Origin of the sequence: Streptomyces sp. TRM68367, assembly GCF_014495685.1 — a bacterium.
GTDB lineage: Bacteria > Actinomycetota > Actinomycetes > Streptomycetales > Streptomycetaceae > Streptomyces.
In genome coordinates this window covers 48,486-57,887 of the sequence record NZ_JACTVI010000053.1, presented here as the reverse complement: position 1 = coordinate 57,887, position 9,402 = coordinate 48,486, and the positions used below count along the sequence as shown (strand labels likewise).

The 9,402-nt window shown below is 66.7% G+C and carries 8 protein-coding genes and 1 pseudogene; 4 read left to right on the top strand and 5 right to left on the bottom strand.

From position 1 onward, the window contains the following. Positions 1-645: 645 nt before the first annotated feature. Entirely contained in the window at positions 646-942 is a 297-nt protein-coding gene (locus H8R17_RS28370) for a hypothetical protein (RefSeq protein ID WP_187826067.1), read from the bottom strand. A gap of 583 nt (positions 943-1,525) precedes the next feature. Beyond that, positions 1,526-1,804 carry a hypothetical protein gene (locus H8R17_RS28365; RefSeq protein WP_187826066.1) on the bottom strand — a complete coding sequence of 93 codons (279 nt, stop codon included), beginning with the start codon at positions 1,802-1,804 and terminating at the stop codon, positions 1,526-1,528. Between the two features lie 79 nt (positions 1,805-1,883). Here H8R17_RS28365 and H8R17_RS28360 point away from each other — a divergent pair, with 79 nt between their 5' ends. From H8R17_RS28360 to H8R17_RS28355, 3 genes are all read left to right on the top strand, one after another. After that, positions 1,884-2,639: a GntR family transcriptional regulator gene (locus tag H8R17_RS28360; protein WP_187826065.1), complete on the top strand. Its 756-nt coding sequence runs from the start codon at positions 1,884-1,886 to the stop codon at positions 2,637-2,639. Between the two features lie 713 nt (positions 2,640-3,352). After that, a complete protein-coding gene (locus H8R17_RS45845) occupies positions 3,353-3,550 on the top strand; it encodes a hypothetical protein (protein ID WP_223125551.1) in 198 nt (65 codons plus the stop codon). 499 nt (positions 3,551-4,049) lie between these two features. Then, positions 4,050-4,457, top strand: coding sequence for a hypothetical protein (locus H8R17_RS28355; RefSeq protein WP_223125550.1), 408 nt, complete (start codon positions 4,050-4,052; stop codon positions 4,455-4,457). Here the strand turns inward: H8R17_RS28355 and H8R17_RS28350 are convergent, their stop codons facing one another. Both H8R17_RS28350 and H8R17_RS28345 read right to left on the bottom strand, forming a co-directional pair. Next, entirely contained in the window at positions 4,458-5,066 is a 609-nt protein-coding gene (locus H8R17_RS28350) for a hypothetical protein (RefSeq protein WP_262505562.1), read from the bottom strand. Further along, positions 5,047-5,790: pseudogene (locus H8R17_RS28345) on the bottom strand (DUF3631 domain-containing protein); the annotation flags it as partial. The gene H8R17_RS28350 and the pseudogene H8R17_RS28345, both read right to left, overlap by 20 nt. On the opposite strand from H8R17_RS28345, the gene H8R17_RS47490 reads away from it, so the two are divergent. After that, a complete protein-coding gene (locus H8R17_RS47490) occupies positions 5,771-6,058 on the top strand; it encodes a hypothetical protein (protein WP_262505561.1) in 288 nt (95 codons plus the stop codon). The pseudogene H8R17_RS28345 and the gene H8R17_RS47490 sit on opposite strands and share 20 nt — an antisense overlap. A gap of 633 nt (positions 6,059-6,691) precedes the next feature. On the opposite strand, the gene H8R17_RS28335 is transcribed toward H8R17_RS47490, so the two are convergent. Then, positions 6,692-8,617: a glycoside hydrolase family 5 protein gene (locus tag H8R17_RS28335; RefSeq protein ID WP_262505558.1), complete on the bottom strand. Its 1,926-nt coding sequence runs from the start codon at positions 8,615-8,617 to the stop codon at positions 6,692-6,694. Positions 8,618-9,402: the final 785 nt, after the last annotated feature.

Genomic DNA, 9,402 nt, shown 5'->3' with positions numbered 1-9,402 from the left:
ATCACGCTCGTGACATGCGCGAGCAGCCCAACCACCCGTCACGCCAGGGCCGTTGACCTGCACGAATCACGATGAAACTTCCTCATTGGCGTCAATCAGGCAGTTGAGCCCGACGCCGCCTCCTGTTCGTGATCTTCCATCAGGACACTACGTGTCGAATCCGTGGCGAAGTTCTACCGGCCAGCGGCTCAGTTGGGGAACAGTCACAGGCCAAGAGGAGGTCGGGACGCAGCCACAAAGCGCCTTCTAAGCCGTCACTCCAAGTCTGTCGTCCAGAACCTGTTCGCACCAATACGCCGACGGCAGTGACGGCAACGCTGACGGCAACGCGCGCGGACGGCGACGACACCCGGCAACTCGTCACGGAGGTAACGCGGGGCTGCCACGCCCAGCCAGAGGGGCTTGCCCGCATCTTCTAAGCACCTGACCAGCCGCCGGGAAGCGAAGCCCCTGCCAGAGGCGGCCAGGGCCTCCCCCAACGCTCGAGCGCCCTCCCGGGCCGTCCTCGGACCGTGGAAGGGCGCTCAGCGTTGACCAACGTCGACAGCTGCCGACAGCTCAGCAGCTGGTCAGAGCGGTGATCGATTAGACGGCCACAGGTCACGGCCGCCGATGATCAGTTGTGGCTGAGCAGCACCGTTCCTCTCAGGGGCGTTGAGGCGCGACGGGACTACGTCCGCGGCTAGTCGCTACACGCAACACGTCTCGCAGTGCGCTGGTCAGCTGGGCAGCAAGAAGGTTCAGCTCCTCCGGGTCTTTGGTCTCGTCGTCGAGCACCTGACATGAGTGCTCCAGCAGTTGGGACGCCATACCGAGTTGGAACGCCTCGATGTGGTCCGCCAGGCGGGAGACGTAGCCGCCTTGGTCATCGGTGCTCAAGTAGCACGGTTTGCCATCCGGCCCCGCCCACGGGAGAAGCCTCAGTTCGTCCTGTGCCGTCATCCCTGCGTGAGCCTCTCGGTGATCTCGGCGTTCGGTGCCGGCGTGCCGGTGGATGCCGACTCGCTCACCGCGTGACTCCCGGGCCCGGACTGACAAGGCGCCGAGTGACACAGGCAGTCGCAAGCCTCGTAGATCAAAGGCAGGTCGACCGGCGCCGATTCCGGAGAGGACTCCGCGCAGGCGCGGTGCGTGCCGATCTGGCAGGCAGTCGAGCGGTACGAGGTGTCAGTGCCAAGAGTCTGTCGCTGCGAGGGCATCAGTGGACCCCCAGGAGAGTCGACCAGGCGTCGGTCGGCAGATGGGGAGCGATGACAACCGTCGGGTGCCGTCGCGCGCGTTCTTCGTGAACCAGAACGTACGGACGGACAAGTGCGGTGTCCTCACCCCGGAGCGGCTGCCAGTGACCCGCTCCGTCGAGAGCGTGGTCCAGGACGACCGTCGACTCGTCAGCGGATGCAGCAGAAGCGGGAGCACGTGTCGGCCGAGACGGCCGTAAGGGCCGACGGTGCCTGCCCTTGGGGAAGTACCGCGCTCTGGTGAGCGAGGCGGCACGGCGGATACGGTTGAGCACGCTGGTCAGCTCCTATCGCTGATGGCCCGGTCCCCCGACATCGCCCGTCGTGGGGACCGCTTTGCGTACGACCGCCCAGAGGGTGCGGTCGTTCAGGCTGGTGGCGAGGAGTCCGAACCGGTCGGCCTCAGCCACAGCCTTCAGGACCTCCCGCCATAAGTCGGCGGGGAGTGATTCAGGCACCTCCGCCTCGACCGAGGTGTGCCGGTCGTGCTCCTCCAGGCGCGCAGGAAGCCCGAGGTCGCACAGTCGGGCAGCGATGGCTGCCGCGCGGACTCCCGAAGCGGGCACAGGGCAGCCTCCGTTAACCGGCGATCACTTTGAGTGAAGCTAGTTAACTAGATTAGAGCTAGTGGACTAGATTTTCCATATGTCTGAGCAACCGCCCTACCTCCGCATCGCCGACGAACTCCGGCGGCGGATCGCGGAGCACGTGTGGGAGCCGGGGGACCGGCTGCCGTCGCGCGCTCAGATCGGCCAGGAGTTCGGCGTCGGCGAGAACGTGGTCCGCCGGGCGCAGGAACTGCTGATCTCCCAGGGCGTACTGGAAGGCCGCGCCGGGTCGGGGACCTACGTCGCCGAGCCCCGGCAACGAGTGCGGGTTGTCCGGTCCTCCGCTCGCGAGCAGCCCGAGAAGTCGCCCTTCCGTGCGGACATGAAGGCCCTGGGCAAGCAAGGCGACTGGGAGAGCAGGACCGATGCCAAGGTGCCGGCCCCGGCCGACATCGCGGCCCGGCTGGGCATCACCGAGGGCGACCTGTGCGTCAGGACGTCGTACGAGTTCCTGGCCGACGGCAGGCCGGTGCAGCTTTCGACGAGTTGGGAGCCGTACGACCTCACCGCGAGCACGCTCATCGTTCTCCCCGAGGGAGGCCCGCACGCCGGGGCCGGTGTCGTGAACCGCATGGCCACGATCGGTGTCACCGTCAGCCACGCCGTGGAACAGCCGGAGCCGCGACAGGCGACCGCCGAGGAGGCCTCACTTCTGGGCATCCAGAAGGCCGCACTCGTGACGCACATCCGGCGGACGTACTACAGCGACGACGGGCGCCCCGTCGAGACGGCGGACATCGTCGTGCCCGCAGCTCACTGCGAGATCGTCTACGAGATCCCGATCAACCAGTAGGCGCAGGCGTTTGGCCGCCGAGTGACCATCCCTGGGGCGGTGAGCAGCCGGAGCCGCAAGGCCCTTGAGTGTCTAACTGCGTGACAACGCCCACGAACAGCGGCGGACAACCGCGCACACCTGCGCACCATCGCAGCAGGTGAGAGGCGCACCGGCCCAAGGCCAGCCGCACACCCAAGTTGCTTCGGGACGAAGAGGTCGTGGGTTCAAATCCCGCCACCCCGACAGCTGAACACCAGGTCAGGGCCGGTTTCCCTTCATGGGAAACCGGCCCTGACTCGTTCCATAGGGCCCCTGGGGAGTGAATGGGGAGTGGATCAAGGCCCGCGCACGGCGCGGGCGCGCGCCGCCTCTGCGGCGTGGCCTGCCTCCTGCCTTCGTCCCGGCTGGCCGCGCCCGACGGCGCGCTGCGTGCATGCGGGCGAGAAGAGAAACCCCGCTGTGGCTGGGGCGGTCGGCTCCGCGACTTTAGCCAGCCACTTTGGCGCGAGCCTCGAAGATCATGGCCCCAACGTCGTGCTTTACCGGGCAGGTCCACAGACTGCCCGACGCGCCGGAAGCTTACGGGGCCATGATCACTCGCGCCAAAGCAGCTCCCGGCCAAAGTCGCTACGCCGACCGCGTGTCCAAGGCGCAGGTCGTGGCACTGAATTTGCCCTTGGCAGCGGGCGCGTTCGCCTGTCACGATCAGGCGTGATCATCCTTCAAAGATCATGATATGGGCGGACATCCTCCACGACCTGATGGGCCTGGTGGCAGGCGCATTGTTGCTGGCGGTCGGACTCAAGACCTACCGCGACGGAGGTTCCGTGGGCTGGGCCGTCGCGGGAGCAGCGCTGCTGGTCTTGAACAGCCTCGAGGTGGCCCGGCGTCGGCTCGCTCGGCGCAGGAAGGCGGCCCCATCGCCGTAACGGCGCGCAAGCAGCCGTCCGTGCCCCCTACGTGCCCGATAGGGCGGCAACCAGAGGGGAACACCGGGAACTCCGGCGAGGACGCGACCGCGGTCAACGGTCCTTGCCCACAGGCAACCACTTGACCAACCTGGCAGACCTCAGCGACCGCCCCGCCCTTAGTTCGCATCGAGGGCCCCCACTGGGCCGTCTGTGGGCCGTGCGAGGGCGGCCAACGACGACAGACGACGCCAGATGACGACGGCTCTCCCCCTGCTCAGAGGTCGTGCGTCGGGTACCAGGGCAGGTGCCCATCCGTGAACGTAAGTTGAGGAACTTCTGAGGGCCGGGCGCTTGAACTGCCTGCGACAGCGGCGGAAACCTCGCGCAACACGCCGATGGGCATCAGGTTCACCTTGCTTGAGGCTTTTCCGCCCTATAGTTCCCGTTTGCTGCCCATTGTCCGCATCCGGACGACGTCAGCGGTCGGTTCCCTTCTCGTCTGCGAACAAAGGTTCACATGATGATCAAGGCTCGCACTACAGCAGCCGTACTGGCACTCACAGGCGGCGTCTTCGCTGCCGGAATCGGTGTCGCGAGCGCGAACGACGGTCATGGCCACCGGGGGCATGGTGCTCACGACCGCGCTCCTGACTGCGTGATCTACAACTTCGGCAGTGACAACGAGGTCAACGGCTGCCAGCGGGGCATCCCGGTATTTGTGAACAACAACAATAACAACACACCCAACAACAACAATCTCCCAACCTCAAACAACAACAACCAGGCCACCACCAGCATTCTCCAGGCCGTGTCAGAACAGCTCGGCATCGGCGGCGCGACTTCCTCGGCAGGCGGCGGGGGCGGCGGCGCGGGTGGCGGCGGCGCGGCGGGCGGCGGCGCGGCAGCCGCGGACGACGGAGTCTGATCACGGCATCGCGGCCATCACAGCGCCCCTGTCGAGCCCATGCGGTCGGCAGAGGGCGCTGTTCCCTTCTGGTGCCGAGGCAGCCGGTGCGGACGACCCGACAGCCCTTCCCCTGGTCAGCAGCCGGTGCTCTGGACACCGGCACAGGCGCTCATCCGCGAAGGGGTCCGCCTTACTCGGACGGCCGGGCCGCCCCTCGGGTGCTGTGACGAGTAGGGTGACGTTCCGCGCGGCCTTGTCCCTGCGCTGAGCGTACGCGATGGAGCGGCGCAGGATGGCGAGCAGGTCACGCAGGCTTCGCGTCGCGAGGACTTCGGCCCTGTCGTCCAACCAGTCGTCGACATCGTCCGCGCTGAGTTCTTTCAGCTTGGCCTTGTGGGTGAACGGGATCAGGTGCTTGTTCGCCATCGAGCGGTTCTTGCCGATGGTGCCCTTCTCGTCGCGTCCCTTCAGCCCGCGCTCCAACCAGTCGTTCACCGCGTCGGCCACGGTGTAGTTGGCCGGCGCCTTGACGCCCGTCTGCAGCTCCTTCTTCAAGTCCCGGATCTTCTGGCGGACTTCGGTCTTCGTCTTGCCAAAAACCGCTGCCCGGTAGCGGAAGTAGCGCACTTTCCGCGGGGGGTGGGCAGTAGCGCTGCCACGCGTCGTGCAGATCGCTCGCGTAGTAGCCCTTCATGACGCTCCCGCCTGCCTTGATGTTGCGGGCCGCGATGGGAGTGTTGTCCGCGGTCATGTACTCCCGCAGCATCCGGGGGAGCCCGCGGGCAACGAGCGGCTTGCCGCTCATGTCCGCCCACGGCGCCTCTTCGAGGCAGTGCAGCCTGTCGAGGATGGCTACGGTGGGCAGGCGGTCGATGCCGTTGAACACGTAGTCGCGCAGGTCGGTGAGCAGGCGGATGCCGATGCTGCCCTTGTCGCTGGTCTTGGCCGCGTTCACCAGCTCGATGCAGGCAGCGCGGGCCCGCTCCGGCCACGCGCCGCCCGCCGCGTCCCCGATGGCGAGCAGGGGTTGCCACACATCTGCGGGCCGGTCGCTGATGCCCTCCGGCAGTTCCGGGAACACCCCGTCGACCCGGTGGCGCACGGACTGCGCCCAGGTGGCGAGCCGGTCACGCAGCGAGTGTCCCTCCTTCTCGTGGATGCGCTGACGGAACGGCTCGACACGCTCTTTGGGCGCGCGTCGGCGCATGCGGACGATGACCGAGCGGGTGAGGATCGTGTCCGGCAGCGAGCCGAGCCCGGCGACTGCGACTCCGCAGAACGAGGGGAACTCCTGTACCTGCTGATTGGAGCCGTCGCCCACGCAGCGCCACATGACGCCGGAGCGGCGGTGGTGCCGGCAAGTCGAGGTGGCCTTGGACAAGGGGCGGCGGTTGCTGGAAGGGATGCCGTACCCCGAGAACCTTGACAACCACTTCGTGGTGGACCCGGCCAAGTTCGACTTCTACGCGATGGACTGCTACCGCCTCGTCGGCGAAGACAAGCTTGCGCGCACGCTCGCCGAAGAGGTGCTGAGGGCGGGAACAGACTTCGACGGCACCGAGCGTTCACCAATGCGCAACGCGGAAGCGGGTCACGCTCGGAGTCGCGGGGGCGCGTGAGGGCGACTTGGAGCAGGCACCCATCATGGGTGAGCGGGCTCTCGAAGGGGACCGTCAGTCGGTTCCGTCGCTCATCATGACCAGTCGCGAACTCGCTGGCGAGATGCGGCGCCTGTATAGCTCAGAGCCAGGGGCGCAGGACACTAGCGCGGCTTCACTCACTCGCTGAACATAAGCCTGGCTTCATGCCCCGATGAGCGGTCCGCTCGTTGCGGCAGACCAGGAAACTGCCGCAACGAGCCCAAGAGCGCGGTCCGTCAGTCAGCACGACGCGCTTCTGCAGGGACGCTCAGGTTGTCGGCCCGTGCTGCCAGCCGCGCTTCTCAGCCTTGTCACGCAGAGCGCTTGCACGCCTCTGATGCCGACACACCCCGGTAAAGGCGACCGCCCCGGGTCCCGACATCACGAGAACGTGTCCGGGGCTGCGTCGGGCACTCGCGGTGCCCGACGGATCGTGGCTCCCCGAGCCGGTGGCCACGGAGGCCCTCGGTCCCCTCGATGCCGCTGTGCTGCGCGACACCGTGTCGTACGTAAGTGCTGATGGAGCGGCTGTCCCCACCGGGCGTGCTGTTCGTGCCCAGAATTCCCCGCGCAGCTCCCGCGCGGACGGAGCCGCACGAGAGCGCGGGTGGTTCAGCCGGTGAAGCCCGAGGCGGCCACCCAGGCGGCCAGCTCCTTCTGGGCCGCGGCCCGCAGGTCCGGGGACGGCTTCTCCGCACCGTTGGTGACCAGGGCGTAGTGGAGGGCGGAACCGCCCGGCGTGGTGAGCAGGAGACGGCGCGCGTCGGTGCCGCCGGTCTCCGCAGCTGCCGCGATGGGCGTGTCCGAGGAGTACGCGGGCAGGCCTGTGACCGTGCCGAGGTCGGAGACGACGGTGGTGGAAGCGGAGGCGAAGCCGCCCGGGAGATGGAGTTCGGTGGGGGCTTCGGTACCGCTGTCGGAGCGCCACACCAGGACGCCGTACTGCCCTTCGCCCACGAGCTGCGCCACATTGGGCATGCTCGACGGCACGGGGTTCCAGGTCAGTGTCTTGCTGCCGTCCCGCGAGCGGTCCTCGTACGTGAAGGCGAGCGTCCGGCCCGCAACCGCCTCCGGGTAGAGGCGGTCAATCAGCCGGGCGTCCTGCCGCAGCACCGGCGTGCCTGAGTCGTCGAGGGCGACGGAGGACAGGTCCTCGTCGTTCCAGGCATCGTGATCCGTAAGCACCTTGTCGGGGTTGTCGTTCTTCAACTCGTGGTGGCGGCCGCTGTAGATGTCCCACTGCCACTGGGTGGAGGACAGTACGGGGCCGGACTCGGCGGCCTTCTTCCACCAGTCGGCGCCGGACATCCGGGAGTCGAGGGACTGGTACATGCCCTTCAGCACGGTCGGGGCCTTGTCGGCGACCGAGCCGGACAGGTGGTGGCCGAACTCGCTGACGATCGACGCGGTGTTCAGCGCCGTGGACCGGTCGCGGATCTTCCTGAAGTCGTCGACGTACCGCCCGTCGCTGGCCTTGCCGGGCATGAAGATGCCGGACATCGCCGCATGGTCGTAGAAGTGCGTGTTGAAGACATAGCGCGAGCCGAGCGTGCCGATGCCCTGCAGTCCGCCCTCCTGCTTGGCGAAGAAGATGTTGGAGTTCCAGAAGAGGTTGGGCTCGACGAAGGCAGGCTTGTCCTGCCAGCCCGCCGCATCCATACGGGCACGGAAGTTCTGGTAGAAGGGCCACAGCCGGTCCTTCTCCCAGGACTTGCTGGTCTCGCCCGAGTCGTAGGTACCCGCGTGCGGCTCGTTCAGCGGATCGAAACCGGCGACGAGCTTGAAGGACTCGGCGGGCAGATGGCCCTTGATGTACTTCATCGTCTCTTCGGCGGTGTCGAGGAAGGCGTCCTGGATCTTGAAATTCCCCGCCGAGGTGGTCACTTCGCGGTTGCGCCAGAAGTCGCGGTGGGCCGAGGTGACGGCCTTGTTCTGGGTGATGTTCTGGCCCCACTGGACGCAGATGCCGCAGTTCTCCTTGGGGTAACCGCCCGCTTCGACGACCCACTTGGGGGCCCCGTCGCCCTGGTACCAGCTGCCCTTGTTGAACAGATAGCGCGAGTACAGGTCCTGGTGGAAGTCCGGGTAGACCCGTAGCCCGGCGTCGAGGAAGGCCTTGATCTGCGCGGTGGCCGCGGCAAGGTACTTCTCGTCGACCTTGCCCGGCTCGGGGTTCGCCTTCGCCCAGGAGAGCAGGAACCGTACGGAGTTGGCGCCCGCCATCTCGCGCAGCGCCTTGGCGGACTTGCGCGCGTCGGCGGTGCTCGCGAACGGCAGTCCGCCGTTCTCCTCCAGCTTGACCTCGCCGGAGACGTTGAAGCCGCGCAGCACGACCTCCCGCCCGTGTCCGTCGACGAACCGGGTGCCGTCGACCGACACCTCGGCGGCCAGATCGTCGAACCACAGCCCGTCCTTCTTCACAGGCGCGGCATCCGCCGAGTTCGATACCCCGTACGCCCCTACAACTCCTAAAACCATCACCAGCCCGAGAGAGATCCCGAGCGTGCGCTTCTTCACGTGTGCCCCTCTGTAAACCATGGGCGGCACCCTTGCGCTGAACGCGAGCTACCGTCAAGTACATGACATTACAAGCGGGTTACAGTGACGCGGCTGAGCCCGGGGCCGGGTGACAGACCCGTGCCTGCTGTACGAAATCGGATCGGCGTCCCACGGCCACGCCGGCCCTGGGCTGGAATGGGCGAGCCGGGGAGTGCCTCGCTCGCGTGGTCAGCGTTCCGCACCCGCACGACCTTCAGCGCGGGGTCTTCATGGACTGCCAGTCGTGGCTGACGACCCAAGCGTGTATCACTTCGAAAACGGCGGAGCCGGACCAGATCAGCTGAGACAACATCCGGCATCGACAGGCCCAGGACCGAATCAACCGAGATCCCAGCCTCCCCACGTCTCAATTGATCTGGCCGCCGCAGGTCACAGGTCTCGCCCGGGGCCAGATCGTTTGAGACGGGACAGTGCGGGAATCTCGCTCTGCCGGAACAAGACCGGGGGCCAAACGGGGGGCCGAACGAGGTAGCCGCCCCAAGACTATCGCGGACAGTAATGGACTGTGGCGGAGGTGAAGGAGCAGATCAGTTACCCCGGAGCGACGTCAGAAGGGGGTCTGATCGCGTTCGGGACGAAGAGGTCGTGGGTTCAAATCCCGCCACCCCGACAGTGAAGTACCAGGTCAGGGAACTGATCCATTTGGTGGATCAGGCCCCTGAGTGGTTCCTGGAGATCGCTTGGGAGAAATCTGGGAGAAGATCTTGGTCAGCTTCTCCCAAGAGCAGTCTCCAGTACCGCAGGAAGAGCGGCGCTCATGCGCC